This window comes from Halolactibacillus miurensis (genome assembly GCF_900116255.1).
Taxonomy (GTDB): domain Bacteria; phylum Bacillota; class Bacilli; order Bacillales; family Amphibacillaceae; genus Halolactibacillus; species Halolactibacillus miurensis.
Genome location: NZ_FPAI01000003.1, coordinates 169,294 through 186,050, shown reverse-complemented (window position 1 = coordinate 186,050; position 16,757 = coordinate 169,294). Strand labels below are relative to the sequence as shown.

Sequence of the window (16,757 nt, the reverse complement as noted above, 5' to 3'; positions counted from 1 at the left end):
ATGAATTTGAGGTGAGAAACTATGGCAACGAAATTAGCCGCAACAGATAAACCAAGAAAATCAAAATTATATAAAAAAGAATCACGAGCAGCTATGCTCTTTATTTTATCACCCCTTGTCGGTTACTTGATATTTGTATTGTATCCATTTTTCTTCTCAATCTATGCATCGTTTACCAATTGGAATGGTTTAGGGACGATGAATTTTGTTGGGTTGAGTAATTATACAAAACTATTAACAGATGATTATTTTATGAAATCATTATTTAATACGTTCTTTATGATGTTAGGGATTCCAATTGGCTTATTACTTTCGCTATTACTGGCGATGGGATTGAATCGTAAAATCCCTGGCACAACAGCTTTCCGTGTTATTTACTATATTCCTGTGGTTTCATCGCTTGCAGCGATTTCTGTCTTATGGCAATGGGCTTATAACGGTGATTATGGCTTGGTCAATCAATTCTTAGACTTAATTGGTATTGACGGACCAAACTGGCTACAAAATAAAGATACAGTCAAACCTGCGTTGATTATTATGACCGTTTGGAAAGGACTCGGTTATTCGATGTTGCTTTATCTGGCGGCACTGCAAAGTGTACCGAAGATGTATTATGAATCAGCCGATTTAGATGGAGCAAATAAGTTTAAAAAGTTCATCCACATCACGTGGCCAATGGTTAAACCAGTAACGTTCTTTCTTGTCATTACAAACATTATTAATGGTGCGCAAATGTTTACTGAAATTAACATCATGACACCAACTGGTGGACCGGAATTTAGTTCAGCCACTGTTGTGTTTTATATTTGGCGTAAAGCCTTTGATAATTTACAGATGGGTTATGCATCTGCCATGTCTGTTGTGTTAGGGGCGATTATTTTCATTGTTACCTTGATCCAATTTAAATTAAATGATCGATCGTCATTTGAAATTGACTAAGCATATTGAGCGGAAAAGTGATAAAGATAAGTTGAGGTGAGAAAAGTGACAGAAGCAAAAAAGAATAAACTATTTAATATACTTATATTTACGATCCTTTGTATCGGGGCCGTTGTGATGATTGCGCCCCTCCTATGGATGTTATCGACATCAGTAAAAGAAAAGTCAGATGTGTTTGCTTTACCGCCCGTATGGATTCCAGAAGTCTTTGATTTCTCTAAGTATAAAGAGATTTGGGAAGCAGGTCCGTTACTTTCAGGGATTAAAAACAGTTTGATTATTTCTTTATCTGTAACAATCGTTGGGTCATTTACATCAAGTTTAGCGGCCTTTGCCTTTGCGAAACTACGACTCAAAAATAAAAATATGATTTTCTTGTTACTATTATCGGCGATGATGATCCCGTATCCAAGTTTAATGATTCCTCAATTCTCAATGTTTGCGAGCATTGGTTGGGTTGATACATTACTACCGTTGATCATCCCGCCTATATTTGGGAACATTGTGATGGTTTTCTTCTTAAGACAATACTTAATTAATGTCCCTAATGCGGTAATTGAAGCGGCAAAAATAGATGGCACATCGTTTTTTGGAATTTTCATCCGAATCATTGTCCCACTTATTAAGCCGGCGATTGCTGCTCAGTTCATTCTTTGGTTTATGGCTGTTTGGAATGACTATTTAGCGCCGATTATCTATTTGAATTCACCAGACAAACTAACGATTCAATTAGTTATTGCAAACTTTAATGCGACCTATGCAATTCAAACAGATTATCCATTAATTATGGCTGCATCGATTATTGCCTTATTACCGATGCTCGTTATTTTCCTTGTGTTCCAGAAACAAATTATTGAATCTATTGCTATTTCAGGTGTAAAAGGTTGATACGCGTAGACGTGAAGATAACAACGATCGTTGTGTTCAAGATGTATGAACGATCGACCTCGTGTGTTTCATCGTAAATAATCAGTGACAAGTAGTGAGAAATATGCAACATCTTAGAGGAAGGAGAGGAAGCGATATGGCATCCAACTGGGCAGAAACAATGATGTCTGTACTAGATAAACTAGTGAAATTAATCTACATCAATACGTTGTGGGTGTTATTTACGCTGTTGGGTGGGATTGTTTTTGGCATCATGCCAGCCACTGCAGCGATGAATCAGTTGATTCGCCAAATGATTCGTAATGAAGAGATCGCACATGTGTTTAAAGCTTATGCCTATGAGTTTAAACAAGCGTTTGTCTCCGCCAATTGTATTGGATTAATTTTTGGTGTTGTCGGATTGTTTCTATATCTTGATTTCAATTTTTTAATTAGAATAAATCACCCTGCAGCTACAGCTTTACTTGTCGGTGTATCAGCGCTTACACTCGTGTATATTGGGATGTTACTGCAATTTTTTCCACTCTTTTCTCGGTTTGAGTTATCGGTGAAAAATTATATGATCCTAACGTTTGTAATGACGGTCACAAAGCCACTTACGACGGTTTTAATGGTCGTATGGTTAGTGATTGTCGGGATTTTAACTGTTGAATTTACCGTGATGATTGCTTTATTACTCGTAGTCATGATGGCCATTGGCATCAATTGGTTAAGTATCGTTCGTATTGAAAAAGCAGAGCCGTTGTTAAAAAAGACGTCTCCATCATCCTAAAAAAATCCCCATCTCAACATTAACTTGAGATGGGGATTTTTTTAACCTTGTATCACTTTCACATGATACGTACGCTGTCTTGGTCCGTCAAATTCACAAAAGTAAATCCCTTGCCACGTCCCAAGGATAAGTCTACCGTTATCAATGACAATCGTCTGACTATGGCCGACGGTACTTGTCTTTAAGTGAGCGGCGGTATTGCCTTCCATATGTCGGTCAAGTGAGTGTTCCCAAGGATACACCTCATCAAGGCGCCTTAAAAAGTCGGATTTCACATCAGGATCAGCATTTTCATTGACCGTGATACCAGCTGTTGTATGCGCACTAGACACAATCACAATCCCGTCGCGAACACTTGCGTCTTTTAAGTATTGCTCAATCGTATCGGTTATCTCAATCATTTCGCTATGATGATGCGTTGGAAGTGAGAATGTTTGAAACATAGTTATCCTCCTCTCGTTTAGTAAATGATTTTAAAATATATGTTACAGATAGTATACCAAATTAACTGAATTATGTTAAAATTTAAGGAATACTGACGAGAGGATGAGTCGATTGAAAAAAGAAATTCAAACAGATAACGCACCACAAGCGATTGGCCCTTATTCACAAGCAATAGATATCGGTGATTTAATCTTTATTTCAGGTCAAATCCCATTAGACCCAGAGACGATGGAAGTCGTTGAGGGAGGTATTGTGGAACAAACAAAACAAGTCATGAAAAACTTACAGGCTATTTGTGAACAAGCGAAAGTAACGCTCGATCATGTCGTAAAGTTCACGATTTATGTAACCGATTTAAATGACTTTCAAGCACTTAATGACACCTATCGCCTATTTTTAAATGCCCCGTACCCAGCACGCGCAACCGTTGAAGTGTCAAAGTTACCTAAAGGCGTTAAAGTTGAAGTGGATGCGATTGTAAAGAAATAATGACGATAATGTCATGAATAAACATCGTGAAGATATTAAATAAGCCTGTCAGCTGACAGGCTTATTTGTCTGATAATCTTTAGCTATTTGCTTTTATTGCGCTATAAGCTATTGACCGCATACTCTGGATGACGTTTCATCGCATAAATCATAATGAGTGCGCTAATCATCAGTAAACTCGCGGTCGATAAAAAGACAGCGGAATAACCTAAGCTTGCGCTAATCGCAGCCCCAAGCATCGGACCAATCATGTTTCCAAAAAAGCGTAAGCTCGTATTATAACCTAACACTTCCCCCTGCATTTCAATCGGTGCCGCTTGTCTAATATAGGCAATCCGTAGTGGAATAACCCCACCAATAAAGATCCCCATTAAGAAACGTAAAATAATCAGTTGCCATAAAGACGTCACAAAACCGCCAGGGAAATAGACAACGGCGGCGAGGATCAACATCATCGTTAACAACTTAACATAACCGTAATGATCGCCTAAACGTCCAATGCGTCGTGAAAACAGTAAATTACCGAGTCCAGAAGCAGAAAAAGCAAGACCTGAGAAAAAGGCAAGATTCACACTCCCGTGTATTTCACCGATAAATAACGGCAAAATAGGTTGAATGCTGAAGTTCGCAATTTGAACAATCATCGACATCAACATAATCAACAGTAAGACGGGCTGGCGTAAAATGTGAAGGAGTACTTGACGTGACGAATAACGCGTCTGATCAATCGCTGAATCTTCTTGTACTTTAAATTCTTTAATCCCAAAGAGGACGAGTAAACTCGAGATAAATAACACTAAACTCAGCCATTTAAACGTCGACTGATAACCAAATAAATCGGCTAAGATCCCGCCTAGAAGTGGTCCCATTAATGTGCCGGTAATACTTCCAGTCTGAAGTGTGCCGAGCACTTTACCGGCGACGCGCTTAGATGTTTGGGTCGAGATTAAGGCTTGAGATAACGAGATAAATCCGGTAAAGACCCCCATAAATAAGCGCAAGAAAAACAGTTGGATAATCGACGTCACAAAGCCCATTAATAATAGCGATAAGCCGAGACCAAAAGCGAAGACGACTAGAATCGGCTTACGCCCAATCCGGTCGCCAATCTTCCCCCAAAGAGGTGAGAATAAAAAGGCGCTCACAAATGTGATACTAAAAATAATACCTGACCACGTTTGGACGTATTCGTCAGAAAAGTTACCTAACGTGTCAATATATAAGGATAGAAATGGTTGGACCATCGTAATGCTTCCGGCAATAAAAAAGTTCGCAAACCACATGATGCTGACGTTTTTTGTTACCTGTTGTTCTTGATTGATGATAATTCCCTTCTTTCTGAATGCTTTCGGTAAAATTATTTCGTTGCTCTAATTAATTAGCATACCGGAATTTCTATCCTTTTGGAAGGGATTTGCCCAGAAAAATGACTGTGATCGCTTACTTTTTAGGTTTGTCGTCTATCGAACAGATTTTAACGGTATTTATCAATGATTTGAGGTTACGTACTAGTGTTTTCGCGCATAATCTTCTACAATGAAGGGTACATATACGTAGCAACAGATACATCAAAGGGGAGAACCACAATGACAGAACACAATCAATCATTTGAAGAAGAACAGGAACGGTTTCATGAGGTGAAAACCGTCATTAAAAACCGTCTGAATAAATTAATGAAGCGTGTCAAACGTATTCGGACTGATGTGTTAGATTTACGGAAAGAATTTTTTGAAGATGTCACCGTCAATTTAACGGAAATGGATGATGCGATTGAGACACAAGCGAGTTTGAAACAACAGGCAGAATTCTTATCAGAGCGTGAACGTCACCATGACCAACAAGATCATACTTTTAAACAATTAAGCCGGCTTTATGATCAGCCCTATTTCGGTCGGATTGATTTTAAGGAGAGCGGGGAAAGTGAGGCAGAACCGATTTATATTGGGACATCGTCACTTTTAAAGAATAATGAAGAAGACTTCTATGTTTATGACTGGCGTGCCCCGATTGCCTCGATGTACTATGACTATCCACCTGGTGCGAGTCAGTATCAAGCAATCGATGAAACGATTACGGGCGACATGACATTAAAGCGTCAATATGTGGTGAAGCGCGGGGAACTTGAAGGCATGTTTGATACCGGTCTCACGATTGGGGACGGACTCTTACAACAAGTGCTCGGAGAAACGGCAGATACAACGATGAAAAATATTGTCGCCACTATCCAACAAGAACAAAATAAAATTATTCGCCATGAAAAAAAGAAAGACTTAATCGTCCAAGGTGTCGCTGGAAGCGGGAAGACCTCAGCAGCTTTGCAGCGGATTGCTTACTTACTCTACCGGTTCCGCGGGGAATTAACGGCGGAACAAATGTTGCTCTTTTCACCGAATCCGTTATTCCATACGTATGTCTCACGTGTGTTACCTGAACTCGGGGAAGACCAAGTCGAACAAGTCACTTTTTATCATTACCTAGAACAAGAGCTTGGTCGCCGCTTTGTGATTGAAACACCTTTTGATCAATTAGAAACCTTACTGACAGGAAAAGTGACAGAGATGAGACAAGTAAACATGCAGTATAAAGCATCACTCGCTTTTAAGGAAAAAGTCGATCGCTATTTAGAGGAGTTAAAACATCGCGGTCTTGCGTTTCGTAATATTCGCTTTCGTGACCATGTGATTGTGTCTAAACAAGAATTAACCCGTTATTTTTACAAGATGGACCAAAACGAGTCGGTTCAAGTGAGGTTACACCAATTGCGTGATTTTATTTTATCGTCATTAAAAGAAGAACAAAAGCAATTAATGGATGCCGATTGGTTAGAGGATGAATTAGAGTTATTAGATATTGATGATTATCAGGCAGCCTATGAACAAATTGAGCGTGAACAAGATACGATGGATTGGTTTAATCATGCGGAACGGGAACAACAAATTTTAAAATTGCGATTGATCAATAAATTATTTAAACCACTGCGAAATAAAATCAAACGGCTTCAGTTTGTTGATACGAAACGGACGTATATGCGACTGTTTGATCACGTTGATGAGACAGATGCGTTATTTAATCAAGTCAGACAAGAAACCCAACAACAGTTAAGTGATAATTTCCTAACGTATGAAGATGCGACGCCGTTTCTTTATTTTGAAAAAGTCTGTCTGGGTTTTGATGAACGTGGCTCAATCCAACATGTGATTTTAGATGAGGCGCAAGATTATTCATTGTTCCAACTGGCATATTTGAAGCGGATTTATCCTAATAGCCAAATGACCTTATTAGGTGATGTGCATCAAACGTTATACTTACATGGATTAAACGATGATCATGTGTTAAAGAGCTTAACGGATGCGGATGTATTAACATTAAATAAGAGTTATCGTGCGACTGAGCAGCTTGTGAACTTCTCAAAAGGACTAGCCAAACAAGATGATTACACGATTGAACCATTCGTCAGACAAGGTGATAAACCAAACATTTTTGAAGTGGAAACCGAACAGATGATGATGTATAAAATTCAGGATGAGTTACGGGCGTTTCGTGTGAAAGGCTATGAACAACTCGCGGTCATCACTAAAACAAAACAAGAAGCAAAGAAAGTGACTGAATGGCTGGACCTTCACAGCTTAGGGGCGAATCTGGTGACGGTAGAAACACATGAATTTGAACCAGGCATTAAAGTGTTACCTGTCTATTTAGCCAAAGGGATTGAGTTTGATGCGGTGATTGTTTATGACGCTTCAAAGCATCATTACTCTACCGAGCTCGACCAGTATTTACTCTATACAGCTTCGACGCGTGCGATGCATGCCTTAACACTTGTGAGTCACCAAACGGTAGCCCCTTGGTTAAACGATGTTGACCCGTCAACCTACCAACACCATAAAATTATGGAAATTCATGCGCCGAAAAAAGGCGATGCCTAAACCGTTTATACGAAAAAAGCGTCCCAAAAGTCATGATGACTTCTGGGGCGCTTTTTACATAAGCAATAATAAACTAAGAGCCATCACAATCATACCAGCGACAAGACCATAAATCGATTTATGGGTCTCATCATACTTTTTCGCAGCGGGCAGTAACTCATCAAGTGAGATAAACACCATAATCCCTGCCACGGCCGCAAAAATAATTCCAAATAACCCGTCAGATAGAAAAGGCATGAGAAGGAAGTAGGCGATAATAGCACCAGCTGGTTCAGCAAGACCTGAGAGAAATGACAGTTTAAATGCTTTCTTCTTACTCCCAGTCGCAAAATAAATCGGCACAGAAATGGCAATTCCTTCGGGGATATTGTGGATGGCGATCGCAATCGCAATCGGAATACCGAGGCCCGGGTCCTGCAAGGTGGCGGTAAAAGTCGCGATGCCTTCTGGGAAGTTGTGAATCGCAATGGCCAAGGCAGTGAAGGTTCCCATTTTCATTAAATGGCCTTGTTGTTTAGCTTTCTCTGCTTCTTTTTCATCCATATCTTCTACGCGGCGGATTTCGTGGGGGTTACCTTGCTTCGGAATGAATTTATCAATCAGTGTAATTAACAACATCCCACCAAAGAACCCTAAAACGGTATACCATGCCCCGAGTTTTTCGCCGAATTCAATAGTCAATGATTCTTGGGCTTTCGGGAAAATTTCAATCATGGAAACGTAAATCATGACCCCGGCTGAAAAACCGAGTGAATAAGATAAAAATTTAGTGTTCGTTGTTGATGTGAAAAACGCTAAAATACTTCCAATACCGGTCGCAAGACCAGCGAATAATGTTAAACCAAATGCTAATAATAGGTTGTCCAATGGCTTGTCCTCGCTTTCAAACTCATAATTATTTCACATAAAGTGTCTCTCACTCTAAAAAGTTGCGTTAGGGCAAAATTAATCTTATCCAAATTATAAACGCTTATTTTTAAAGATGCAAGCGTTAATGAACAAAAAATGACTCATAAGTTAAAATATTAGAATCTAAAGAAAGTAAGCGCTATACTGAAACTAACAATAAAGGAGGACATATGATGACACTACAAGAAACAACTGAATTACATAATGGTATAAAGATGCCAGTGTTTGGCTTAGGTGTGTATAAAATTCCTGATGAACAACAAGGCATGGAAGCTATCACGTATGCGATTAAGTCGGGGTATCGCTTAATTGATACCGCGAGTTTATACGATAATGAACAAGCCGTTGGTGCGGCCGTGAGACAGTCAGGTATTGATCGCGAGGATATTTTTGTCACGTCAAAAGTGTGGAACACTGACCAGGGATACGAGGAGACATTAAAAGCTTTTGATACGACATTAGACAAACTTGGCTTTGATTATCTTGATTTATATCTCATTCACTGGCCGATGCCAAAACAAGATAAATTTAAAGACACGTGGCGTGCGCTTGAGAAACTGTATGAAGACAAGAAAGTACGGGCGATTGGCGTGAGTAACTTCAATATCAATCATTTAGAAGATTTAAAAACAACCGCGAAGGTTTTACCGATGGTTAATCAAGTCGAATGTCACCCACATTTAAATCAACAGACCTTACGTGATTACTGTCAAGCAGAAGGCATCAAAGTCCAAGCATGGTCTCCGCTTAAACGTGGCGATCTGTTTGAGGTTGATTCGTTAACCGAAATCGCCAAAGCGCATAAAAAGTCAGTTGCCCAAGTGATTTTACGCTGGGATTATCAACACGGTATCTTAACCATCCCCAAGTCCGTAAACAAAAGTCGGATTGAGGAAAATGCAGATATTTTTGACTTTACCTTATCAGAACGAGAGATGGCACAGATCGATGCGTTGCATAATGGTGACCGGACAGGACCGAACCCAGAAGAATTAAATGCGTAAAGTCTAACACATAGACTTTTAATACCGGGTGATTTCGGGTAAACAATAACTATGAGTGAAAATGAGACAGACCAAAAAAGATGAGGAACAATCGTTATAAGGAGGATTTTTTATGTTAAAAGATTTAACGAGTACGACAAAGCTAGCTAACGGTGTAGAAATGCCGTGGGTCGGTCTTGGTGTCTTTAAAGTAGAAGATGGACCTGAAGTAAAACAAGCCGTCATTGATGCGATTGAGAGTGGTTACCGCAGCATTGATACGGCAAGTGTCTATGGCAATGAAACTGGCGTTGGCGAAGCACTAAAAGCGGTCGATGTCCCAAGAGAAGAATTATTCATCACATCAAAACTATGGAACGCTGACCAAGGATATGACTCAACGTTAAAGGCGTTTGAAGCAACGTTAGAACGTTTAGGACTGGATTACCTTGATTTATATCTCATTCACTGGCCGGTGCCAGAGGCGAATTTATACGAAGAGACGTGGCGGGCGTTTGAAAAATTGTATCAAGAAAAGAAAGTGCGAGCGATTGGTGTGAGCAACTTTAAAGAGGAACATTTAAAAACATTGATTCAAGGGTCTGACATTACACCGATGGTGAATCAAGTGGAGTTTCACCCGCACTTAACACAAGAACCATTACGACATTTCTGTCGTGACCATAACATTCAAGTAGAAGCATGGTCCCCGCTTAAACAAGGTCAACTTTTCGATAATGACGTTTTAAAAGAAATTGCGGCCCATCATAATAAATCAGTCGCTCAAGTACTCGTGCGCTGGGATATTCAAAGTGGCGTCGTAACAATTCCAAAATCAACAAAGGTCCACCGAATGAAAGAGAATGCGGATGTATTTGATTTTGAATTGACACATGATGAAATGAAGAAGATAAATCAGCTAAATAAAGATGAACGGGTAGGGCCTGACCCATCTACATTCAATAAACGATAACTATGTAAGAAGACAAACGCTCCCTTAGGTGTGATTACCTAAGGGAGCGTTTTTATCTATGTCACATTAAAATGACGTGATTATTTAGGTCCAACAACCTGATCAATTTGCTCAACCGATAGTAGGCTAGCAGCGTCACGGTCTAAAATGACGGTCACGTTGTTATGACGGTGTAAAATAGATGCAGGGAAATCAGGTGTTTCTTCGCCATTTACAAGGCGTTGAACGGCTTCTTTTTTACTGTCGCCAGAAGCAAGTAGAACGATTTGTTTACTTTCCATAATCGTCTCAATTCCCATCGTAATAGCATGTGTTGGTACGTCATCAATCGAATCAAAGAAACGAGCATTGGCAACACGCGTTGACTCGTCAAGTTCAATGACGTGTGTTCTTGTATCAAACGGCGTACCAGGTTCGTTAAAACCGATATGACCGTTAACACCAAGACCAAGGACTTGCAAGTCAATGTCGCCATGACGGTGCATGTTTTGTTCATAGTCAAGACATGCTTGTTCGTGATTATCAGTATTGCCGGGTGGGACAAACGTTTCATTTTGATCAATATCAACATAGTTAAACAAGTGTTCATCCATAAAGTGGTGATAACTATTCGGATCTTCTTTACCCAATCCGATATATTCGTCTAAGTTAAATGTCGTGACATCTTTAAATGACACGTGTTTTTCTTGATAAGCTTTAATAAGCGCCTGATACATACCTTCTGGTGTTGAACCAGTCGCCAGGCCAAGAACTGGCTTGTCGTTGTTGTTGATAGTGTTAATCACTAAGTCTTTCGCATAGTCACTTAAATGGTCATAATTTTGACAAACAATAATATTCATTAGAAATCCCCCTCATATGCTACCACACCTTTGGTGATGGTTTTGTGTAAGTGTAAATCTTGATCGATGATTAACAGATCGGCATCTTTACCTACTTCTATTGAACCTTTACGGTCAAAGACTCCAAGCTGACGAGCTGGATTGACAGAAGCCATTTGGATAATATCTTCAAGCGTCGTCCCGTCTAAATCAAGCATACGTTTAGCGGCATCAATCATTGGTAGAACACTACCTGCGAGTGTGCCATCATCCAGTGTGGCTTTGTTGTTTTTTACGTGCACGGTTTGACCACCAAGGGTGTAAGTGCCATCTTCCATCCCTTTTGCGCGCATCGCATCGGTAATTAACATTAATCGATCACTGCCGACGTTATTGTAAATCAGTTGTAACATCTCTGGAGACACGTGAATCCCGTCTGAAATCAGTTCGAGCTGTAAGTGTGGCAGTAAGAAGCTCGCCCCAACTAATCCGACATCACGGTGATGAATCCCGTTCATTTGATTACATAAGTGAGTCACTTGATTGACCCCATATTTAGTCGCTTGTTTGGCTTCTTCGAATGAGACATCGGTGTGTCCCATTGAAACGTTGACGCCAGTTTCTCTTAACGCTTTAACAAAGGCGCCGTCTGTGTCTTCTTCAGGTGCCATTGTGACTGTTTTAATTTTGTTGCCACTAAGCGTTTGCCAACGTTTAAATAAGTCAAGGTCAGGCTTTATAATATGTTGCTCAGGCTGCGCGCCTTTTTTTACGACATTCACAAATGGTCCTTCTAAATGGACACCGAGTAGTTCAGCTGTCTGAACAGCTGTATCGGTATTCTTAGCGTGAATTAAGGCTTTCTCAATCGCCTCCACACTTTCAGTCATGGTTGTCGCAAGAAACGACGTCGTCCCTTCTTTCACGAGATGTTTAGCCATTTCTGAAATAGCTTTTGGATCATCATCCATCGCATCATATCCATTCGCTCCGTGAATATGGCTATCAATAAAGCCAGGGATGACGGATAAGCCGCGTGCGTCAATGATCGCATCATCTGAGTCATCGATATGGCCAGATGTTAAAATGGCAGTAATTTTCCCGTCTTTAATGACTAAGTCACCGGTGAGGGTCTCATTCGGTAAATATAGTCGGGCATCTTTAATATACATAGACAAAACATCCTTTCTAATAGAGTTTATCCGCAGTAAAGGCGGTAATTTCTTCTCGTCGCGTTTTTGCTTCCGCTTTATGAAGCTGAATATAGGTCATGCATAAGGCATCAATCACAAACAGTTGAGCAACTTTACCTGAGAGCGTCCCGCGTTCTAACGGATGCTCTTTCACATGGGTTAGGATCGTGTCATCACTCACTTTCGTGAGAGGTGATTTTAAAAAACCAGTCAAACTGACCACATGTGCCCCTTTCTTTTTGGCGATAGCGGTACTTTCAATCAGCGACTTTGTGCTACCGCTTAAGCTGATCGCCATTAACAGCGTGTCGGCTGTCGCATTGGCTGCGCGCATAATTTGTGTATGGGTATCGGTGACGACATCGATATTTTTACCGACGCGCATCAGTTGGTTTTGAAAATCAAGCGCCGCAATGCCTGAGGCACCGATGGCAAAAATCACGCTCTCTGTTTTCTCATCAAGAAGTTTTGCCACGTTCTGTAGTTGAGATTGATTCAATAGATCGTGATTGGTCTCGATAGAGTCAATCATCTCGTTTTTTACACGGGTATACATATCGGTTTCTTTTGAGTCATCGATGGGTTGTTCTTTCGCAAGGTCAAATTTAAACGCCTGAAAGCCGCTATAATGTAACTTTTTAAAAAATCGCAAACTCGTGGCTTCGGCAACTTTAGCTTGTTCACTGAGCTCCGAGAGCGAGTGGTAAACAACTAAATCTAAGTGGGCCAAAATATACTCATATAACTTGAATTCTGATTTGGTGAATTGATTTTTTAACAATTCCAACCGCCGGGAAGCGGGAATGGATGTGTAATCTTCCATATCATCACCCTTTCTTATGATCATTATACCAAAATGATAGTTAACTATCAAATATAATTTTAAAAATGATAGTTAATAATCAAAACAGGGGATGTTTATTCTTTTTTAAAGTGATAGAGGTTTGGTTATCGATGCTTCGGTGAATACTTTACTGTAGTGAGTATGAAAATAGGTGATAATTAGTCCGTTTAAACTAAGTGTTCATTCCTTTCTTAAGGAGAAATAAAAGACAAGCAGGAAAAGATTCGTTATACTAAGAATTAGATTATTAAATTAGGAGTGGATGACAACCATGGGAATAGCTGTTGTAGCGTTGGTGATTTTAATCTCACTGAACGCCTTTTTTGCAGCATCAGAAATTGCGTTAGTATCATTGAATGATAATAAAGTAAAACGAATGGCGGAACGAGGCGATAAAACTGCCCAAGCACTTGATAAACTGCTGTCACAACCGGGGAGATTCCTCGCGACGATTCAAATTGGGATTACGCTTGCGGGTTTCTTAGCAAGTGCGTTCGCGGCGGATGTATTTAGTGAGCCGCTAGCCGTGGCACTCAGAGGGTTTTTACCGTTATCTTTAAATGTACTTGAGACGCTAAGTTTAGTTATTGTGACAATCATTTTGTCATATATGACGTTAGTGTTCGGTGAACTTGTACCAAAACAAGTCGCGTTGAAACGAAAAGAGAAGGTCGCGAATTTTGCGGTCAAGCCGATTACCTTATTATTTAAGGTTAGTTTACCCGTCGTAAGGATTTTAAACTTTTCAACCAATACGGTCTCACGGTTATTTGGCGTCGATCCTAATGACGAAGACGAAGATGTGACAGAAGAAGAAATTAGAATGATGGTGGATATTGGTGATGAAAAAGGTACGATTGAATCGAGTGAAAAGCGTCTGATTCATAATATCTTTGAATTCAATGATAAAGACGTTTCAGATATTATGACGCACCGCACCGAAATTGAAGCGATTGATGTCGAGTCATCATTTGAAGAAGTGATTGAGATGATTAAAGAACATCGTTATACGCGTTTCCCAGTCTATAAAGAAGACTTAGATGAAATTATTGGTGTCCTGCATACAAAAGACTTAATTGTCATGATAGAGGCGGATAAAACCCAGTTTAATTTAGCCGATATTATGCGTAAACCATATTTTGTGATGGAGCATCAATCAATTGATACTTTATTAACAGATATGCAGAGGGAGAACATCCACATGGCCATTATTGTTGATGAGTATGGCGGAACCGATGGTTTAGTCACACTAGAAGATCTTATTGAAGAAATTATCGGAGAGATTTCTAGTGAGCACGGACGTAGTGTTGATGACGATGAGGTATTGAAGCATTCCCATCATGAAGCAACCGTTAAGGGGACCATTCATTTAATCGATTTAAATCATCTATTCGGTCTAGAGTTACCGGTTGATGAATTTGAAACACTGAATGGTTTTCTTACCGACTATATCGGGTCAATCCCGGATAACCATTATAAAGAACCGATTCATTATCAAAACGTTCAGTTTGATATTTTGTCTGTGTCTGATAAGCGGATTGAGGAAGTATATGTGAAAGTAGACCAAGAACAATCTTCGCATATTCATCACGAAGGCAAGGAAGAAAAAGAAACAATCAATGATGAATCCTAATAGAAAAAGCCAAGCCCCATTTAATTAAAGGGCTTGGCTTTTTCGTATATTTACTCGTTGCGAGCGTTTATGTGGGCTGTTGGTGCGCGTTTAAATACACGTTGCAACAAGGCGCCTTTTTTTACATACAACAAGATAGCTATTAACGCCCCAGTGGCACTGCTGATCAAGAAACCAGGCACAAAAAAGAATAACGGTAACAACTCGCCTGTCAGTAACTGACTGATTTGGCGTGAGACAATTGCCGCAATCAGACCGGTTCCGATGACCTCGCCCAAAGCAGCGGCGTAAATGGACGGTTTCATCCGGTAACATAGCCCAGCGAAACAAGCGCCAATCATCCCGCCAGGAAAAGCAAATAGCGTCCCGATTCCCAACAAGTTTCGCAGTAAGGCAACAGTGAAACTGACGGTCACCGCCCGTTGAGTCCCGTAAAAGACAGCGATGATGACATTCAATAGATGTTGAATAAACAGCGCGCGATAAGGACCGAAGCTTATCGCTAAAAAAGTCGAACCAATGACACCAATGGCGATAAAAATCGCAGTTTCTGTCAAAATGCGGGTTTTAAACATAAAAAAATAGCCTCCTTTCATCGTGGTAATATACGATAAAAGACAAGACCTGACGTTACTACTTCCCTCCGCTAGTACGAACTAGATCAGGTCAATAAGGGTCAAAAACATGTGTTTTCTCTCAGCCCTATGTGGGCACCCCTAGTAGTCTTTTAAAAGTATGATGTTTGACTTCACTTTAACATAGTCACGGTAAATAATCGACTGAAAATTGAGACATTGTGTATGTATCGCACAGACGTGTAATTCATGCTATACTGATTCTTAATATCGATGCGGAGGGATAAAGATGAGACAACCAAAAGCGATTTTTTTAGACATGGATGGAACGTTATTACGTGAAGATAATTATGTCAGCGAAGAAACGATGACGACAATTCAACAAGTCAGAGCGAAAGACATACCGGTCTTTATCGCGACGGGTCGTGGGCAAAGTGAGATTTTAACCCGGGCACCCGTTGGATTTGAAGTTGACGGGATTATTAGTTCAAATGGCATGACGGGTTATTTAGGAGAAGAATTACTTTTCCAACATACGCTTGATTTTCCACTTGTGAAAGACGTCATCGCGGCCGCTCGTGAGCTAAATATCTATTATGAAGTCTTCCCAACGACAGGTGAAGGTGTTGCGTTAAAACAAGACCAAGCGATGTTAAAAGCGGAAATTTCAGGTGAGAAACCAGCTGATATTTTAGGTAGTGAATGGAATGAGCGTGTTGAAGCGATTGGTGGTGGCATTACCTGGGTTGATGAGGTGAAAGATATTGGTTACTCAAAGTTTTATTGTTTTAGTAAAGATGCCTCTAAGCTAGATCAGTGGAAAGCGCGATTAAACGAGATTCATGCACGTTATCCGTTCTCAACCTCTTCTTCAACACCCGCAAATGTTGAAATTATGGTGACAGAGAAAAATAAAGCGACAGGCATTCAAGCTGTTTTAACGAAACTCAATATCGACCCAGCGGATATTTTAGTAATGGGTGATAGCTTTAATGACGTGCCGATGTTTGAATATGCCGGTTTTAGTGTCGCGATGAAAAATGCTCCTGATGAATTAAAAGCGATGACCGATGATGTGACGCGGTTGACAAATGATGAAAACGGGGTTAGTGATTACTTAAACACACATATTTTGTCGTCATGATAAACAAATAATGGAAGATGTATAAGCTTATGAATTGGCGTAAGCGTTTCTACCTGAGTGACCGTAAATCACTGGACTACATCGATTGTATGTTTAACACCACAGGTGTATCCAATCGATGGGTACACCTGCGGTGTTTTTCTTTAGCCAAATACAAAGCAAAATAGAAAGTCAAAGATCATAAAGTGCTGAAGAGAAGTAAGAAGTAAGAAAACTAGAAAAGA

Annotated in this window: 16 protein-coding genes and 2 riboswitches; of the genes, 9 read left to right on the top strand and 7 right to left on the bottom strand. The window is 40.1% G+C overall.

What is annotated here, in order from left to right; translation table 11 throughout:
* Positions 1-21: 21 nt before the first annotated feature.
* From BM390_RS03600 to BM390_RS03590, 3 genes are all read left to right on the top strand, one after another.
* The gene (locus tag BM390_RS03600) at positions 22-939 is read left to right on the top strand and encodes a carbohydrate ABC transporter permease (RefSeq protein ID WP_089852938.1); all 918 of its coding nucleotides are present in this window, start codon (positions 22-24) and stop codon (positions 937-939) included.
* Between the two features lie 45 nt (positions 940-984).
* The gene (locus BM390_RS03595) at positions 985-1,827 is read left to right on the top strand and encodes a carbohydrate ABC transporter permease (RefSeq protein ID WP_062320545.1); all 843 of its coding nucleotides are present in this window, start codon (positions 985-987) and stop codon (positions 1,825-1,827) included.
* Positions 1,828-1,963: 136 nt separating this feature from the next.
* The gene (locus BM390_RS03590) at positions 1,964-2,599 is read left to right on the top strand and encodes a YesL family protein (RefSeq protein WP_177220620.1); all 636 of its coding nucleotides are present in this window, start codon (positions 1,964-1,966) and stop codon (positions 2,597-2,599) included.
* Positions 2,600-2,640: 41 nt separating this feature from the next.
* Here the strand turns inward: BM390_RS03590 and BM390_RS03585 are convergent, their stop codons facing one another.
* Positions 2,641-3,042, bottom strand: coding sequence for a secondary thiamine-phosphate synthase enzyme YjbQ (locus BM390_RS03585; RefSeq protein WP_062320551.1), 402 nt, complete (start codon positions 3,040-3,042; stop codon positions 2,641-2,643).
* Positions 3,043-3,154: 112 nt separating this feature from the next.
* Here BM390_RS03585 and BM390_RS03580 point away from each other — a divergent pair, with 112 nt between their 5' ends.
* Positions 3,155-3,532 (top strand): RidA family protein, encoded by a 378-nt coding sequence (locus tag BM390_RS03580; RefSeq protein ID WP_062320553.1) that lies wholly within the window; start codon positions 3,155-3,157, stop codon positions 3,530-3,532.
* A gap of 101 nt (positions 3,533-3,633) precedes the next feature.
* Here BM390_RS03580 and BM390_RS03575 read toward each other — a convergent pair whose 3' ends face one another.
* Positions 3,634-4,815 carry an MFS transporter gene (locus tag BM390_RS03575; protein ID WP_062320555.1) on the bottom strand — a complete coding sequence of 394 codons (1,182 nt, stop codon included), beginning with the start codon at positions 4,813-4,815 and terminating at the stop codon, positions 3,634-3,636.
* Positions 4,816-5,118: 303 nt separating this feature from the next.
* On the opposite strand from BM390_RS03575, the gene helD reads away from it, so the two are divergent.
* A complete protein-coding gene (gene helD, locus BM390_RS03570) occupies positions 5,119-7,458 on the top strand; it encodes an RNA polymerase recycling motor HelD (RefSeq protein WP_062320557.1) in 2,340 nt (779 codons plus the stop codon).
* Between the two features lie 54 nt (positions 7,459-7,512).
* On the opposite strand, the gene zupT is transcribed toward helD, so the two are convergent.
* Entirely contained in the window at positions 7,513-8,325 is an 813-nt protein-coding gene (gene zupT, locus BM390_RS03565) for a zinc transporter ZupT (RefSeq protein ID WP_089852936.1), read from the bottom strand.
* Between the two features lie 215 nt (positions 8,326-8,540).
* Between zupT and BM390_RS03560 the strand changes: the two genes are divergently transcribed.
* Both BM390_RS03560 and BM390_RS03555 read left to right on the top strand, forming a co-directional pair.
* On the top strand, positions 8,541-9,371 hold the full coding sequence (locus BM390_RS03560; protein WP_369813765.1) for an aldo/keto reductase: 831 nt from the start codon (positions 8,541-8,543) through the stop codon (positions 9,369-9,371).
* A gap of 112 nt (positions 9,372-9,483) precedes the next feature.
* Positions 9,484-10,323 carry an aldo/keto reductase gene (locus tag BM390_RS03555; RefSeq protein ID WP_062320561.1) on the top strand — a complete coding sequence of 280 codons (840 nt, stop codon included), beginning with the start codon at positions 9,484-9,486 and terminating at the stop codon, positions 10,321-10,323.
* An 80-nt stretch (positions 10,324-10,403) separates the two neighbouring features.
* Here BM390_RS03555 and nagB read toward each other — a convergent pair whose 3' ends face one another.
* Genes nagB through BM390_RS03540 form a run of 3 tightly spaced genes read right to left on the bottom strand, consistent with a single transcriptional unit; the run spans position 10,404 to position 13,160 of the window.
* Positions 10,404-11,165 (bottom strand): glucosamine-6-phosphate deaminase, encoded by a 762-nt coding sequence (nagB, locus tag BM390_RS03550; RefSeq protein ID WP_089852935.1) that lies wholly within the window; start codon positions 11,163-11,165, stop codon positions 10,404-10,406.
* Positions 11,165-12,316, bottom strand: coding sequence for an N-acetylglucosamine-6-phosphate deacetylase (gene nagA, locus BM390_RS03545; RefSeq protein WP_089852934.1), 1,152 nt, complete (start codon positions 12,314-12,316; stop codon positions 11,165-11,167). The genes nagB and nagA overlap by 1 nt, the downstream gene beginning before the upstream one ends.
* 16 nt (positions 12,317-12,332) lie before the next feature.
* Positions 12,333-13,160 (bottom strand): MurR/RpiR family transcriptional regulator, encoded by an 828-nt coding sequence (locus BM390_RS03540; RefSeq protein ID WP_062320565.1) that lies wholly within the window; start codon positions 13,158-13,160, stop codon positions 12,333-12,335.
* Positions 13,161-13,443: 283 nt separating this feature from the next.
* Between BM390_RS03540 and BM390_RS03535 the strand changes: the two genes are divergently transcribed.
* On the top strand, positions 13,444-14,814 hold the full coding sequence (locus tag BM390_RS03535; protein ID WP_307725266.1) for a hemolysin family protein: 1,371 nt from the start codon (positions 13,444-13,446) through the stop codon (positions 14,812-14,814).
* Between the two features lie 50 nt (positions 14,815-14,864).
* On the opposite strand, the gene thiW is transcribed toward BM390_RS03535, so the two are convergent.
* Positions 14,865-15,389 carry an energy coupling factor transporter S component ThiW gene (thiW, locus tag BM390_RS03530; RefSeq protein WP_089852932.1) on the bottom strand — a complete coding sequence of 175 codons (525 nt, stop codon included), beginning with the start codon at positions 15,387-15,389 and terminating at the stop codon, positions 14,865-14,867.
* A gap of 46 nt (positions 15,390-15,435) precedes the next feature.
* Positions 15,436-15,542: riboswitch (TPP riboswitch) on the bottom strand.
* A 136-nt stretch (positions 15,543-15,678) separates the two neighbouring features.
* Here thiW and BM390_RS03525 point away from each other — a divergent pair.
* Positions 15,679-16,533 carry an HAD family hydrolase gene (locus BM390_RS03525; protein ID WP_089852931.1) on the top strand — a complete coding sequence of 285 codons (855 nt, stop codon included), beginning with the start codon at positions 15,679-15,681 and terminating at the stop codon, positions 16,531-16,533.
* A riboswitch (purine riboswitch) is annotated at positions 16,531-16,632 on the top strand. Its footprint overlaps the gene before it by 3 nt.
* Positions 16,633-16,757: the final 125 nt, after the last annotated feature.

What these genes read in the sequence shown, in the direction of transcription:
- BM390_RS03575 (WP_062320555.1), bottom strand. Translation starts at nt 4,815, where the DNA reads ATGTGGTTTGCGAACTTTTTTATTGCCGGAAGCATTACGATGGTCCAA.
- BM390_RS03600 (WP_089852938.1), top strand. Translation starts at nt 22, where the DNA reads ATGGCAACGAAATTAGCCGCAACAGATAAACCAAGAAAATCAAAATTA.
- BM390_RS03525 (WP_089852931.1), top strand. Translation starts at nt 15,679, where the DNA reads ATGAGACAACCAAAAGCGATTTTTTTAGACATGGATGGAACGTTATTA.
- BM390_RS03560 (WP_369813765.1), top strand. Translation starts at nt 8,541, where the DNA reads ATGACACTACAAGAAACAACTGAATTACATAATGGTATAAAGATGCCA.
- BM390_RS03590 (WP_177220620.1), top strand. Translation starts at nt 1,964, where the DNA reads ATGGCATCCAACTGGGCAGAAACAATGATGTCTGTACTAGATAAACTA.
- nagA (WP_089852934.1), bottom strand. Translation starts at nt 12,316, where the DNA reads ATGTATATTAAAGATGCCCGACTATATTTACCGAATGAGACCCTCACC.
- BM390_RS03535 (WP_307725266.1), top strand. Translation starts at nt 13,444, where the DNA reads ATGACAACCATGGGAATAGCTGTTGTAGCGTTGGTGATTTTAATCTCA.
- BM390_RS03540 (WP_062320565.1), bottom strand. Translation starts at nt 13,160, where the DNA reads ATGGAAGATTACACATCCATTCCCGCTTCCCGGCGGTTGGAATTGTTA.
- BM390_RS03555 (WP_062320561.1), top strand. Translation starts at nt 9,484, where the DNA reads ATGTTAAAAGATTTAACGAGTACGACAAAGCTAGCTAACGGTGTAGAA.
- thiW (WP_089852932.1), bottom strand. Translation starts at nt 15,389, where the DNA reads ATGTTTAAAACCCGCATTTTGACAGAAACTGCGATTTTTATCGCCATT.
- nagB (WP_089852935.1), bottom strand. Translation starts at nt 11,165, where the DNA reads ATGAATATTATTGTTTGTCAAAATTATGACCATTTAAGTGACTATGCG.
- helD (WP_062320557.1), top strand. Translation starts at nt 5,119, where the DNA reads ATGACAGAACACAATCAATCATTTGAAGAAGAACAGGAACGGTTTCAT.
- BM390_RS03585 (WP_062320551.1), bottom strand. Translation starts at nt 3,042, where the DNA reads ATGTTTCAAACATTCTCACTTCCAACGCATCATCATAGCGAAATGATT.